Source organism: Thiococcus pfennigii (genome assembly GCF_016583835.1).
GTDB lineage: Bacteria > Pseudomonadota > Gammaproteobacteria > Chromatiales > Chromatiaceae > Thiococcus > Thiococcus pfennigii.
On the sequence record NZ_NRRW01000136.1, the window covers coordinates 1 to 1,317 of the forward strand.

1 protein-coding gene is annotated in these 1,317 nt (G+C 54.6%); it reads left to right on the forward strand.

Going from position 1 to position 1,317, the window contains the following annotated elements:
- Nucleotides 1–280: 280 nt before the first annotated feature.
- Nucleotides 281–715: a pilin gene (locus tag CKO41_RS18980; protein ID WP_200383287.1), complete on the forward strand. Its 435-nt coding sequence runs from the start codon at nt 281–283 to the stop codon at nt 713–715.
- The last annotated feature ends 602 nt before the right edge of the window (nt 716–1,317 follow it).

Below are 1,317 nucleotides of genomic sequence, written 5' to 3' on the forward strand. Positions count from 1 at the left end.
GCTTTTCTCGCGCCGATCAGGGTGCGGCATCGAAAGACGTGCTCAATACCGGACGTACTGCTTGAAGGGATTGTGTTGTCTGCCTGTCATGGCGCTTCCTAATGTACATTATTTTGCGGCCGCACCCGGGAAAACAATCGATTGAAGAATGCGTCGACTGGGTCTTTTGTTGGCACGGATCCCGCGAGGGAGATCGCCAGGGATCGCCAGGATGGCGGCGCCGAACAGGCCGCAGCGACCTCCCGTTCAATCGATTTCGTTGACCCGATAGGAGATGAGCATGTCCAAGAGGCAAGCAGGTTTTACATTGATCGAACTGATGATCGTCGTGGCGATCATTGGTATTTTGGCGGCGATTGCGATTCCGGCGTATCAGGATTATACGGTGCGCGCGAAGGTTACGGAGGCATTGAATTTCGCTGCGGCCGCTAAAACGGCAGTTGCGGAATACATTATTTCCACTGGTGACGAGCCCACGTCTAACTCTGAGGCAGGTATTGCGGCCAGCATTTCGACGAATATTGTTGAGAGCGTTACGGTCGGAGCTAACGGCGTCATTACTGTGGCGTTACAGAATACGGGTAGTTCCGCAATGGATGCTGGAACCATCGCCTTGACGCCTGCCTATTCTGAAGGCGTCGGGGTGCAATGGACTTGTGAAGTCTCTGCGAACACCCTGAATAAGTATGTTCCGCAGAACTGCCGGGCTAGCTAATGAGCCTGTAGATAACTAAGCCGGGGAGGTGACGCATTGGCTATGCTGCCTTCCCCGTCCCGCCTAGAGACCGCTTCGGCGGTCTCTTTTTTAGGGACGTGCACTGATTCGGGGTCTTCCATTGAAGGGGGGCAGGGGCAGGGTAAACGCATCAAGCTTCCCTAATATTCTAAAGGTGTAATAACCTGTGTTGTTTTGATCGCCTGGAGCCTTGAAGCGCTCTATCGTACACGTTGCGCGTTTCGGCGAGGCCTCCGGTTAGTAGCAAGAAGCCTCAGGGCAAATCCCCTCGTACGAACAATGCGGGACGAACGATCAAATTTGCACTCAGCAGGGCCTCCGGCAATCGCATGGATTGCAGCTATCGGCGCCATCTATATTAGTGCCTGGACGGAAAGTCGTTTTCAATCGCAAGAACAATGCCTTATAATCGAATCCGGCACCGGAAGTCGAGTGGCCGGAAATCGCCGGCAGGCACGGCGCCGCCGCTAACTGCCTGATTGTTCGTCGCCGCGGGTGGCGGAAACCCGCCGGTCGTGGCAGTGATGGTATTGGATCCGCAAAACTTCGTTCATTCCCAATTCCCATGCGCGAGATCATCA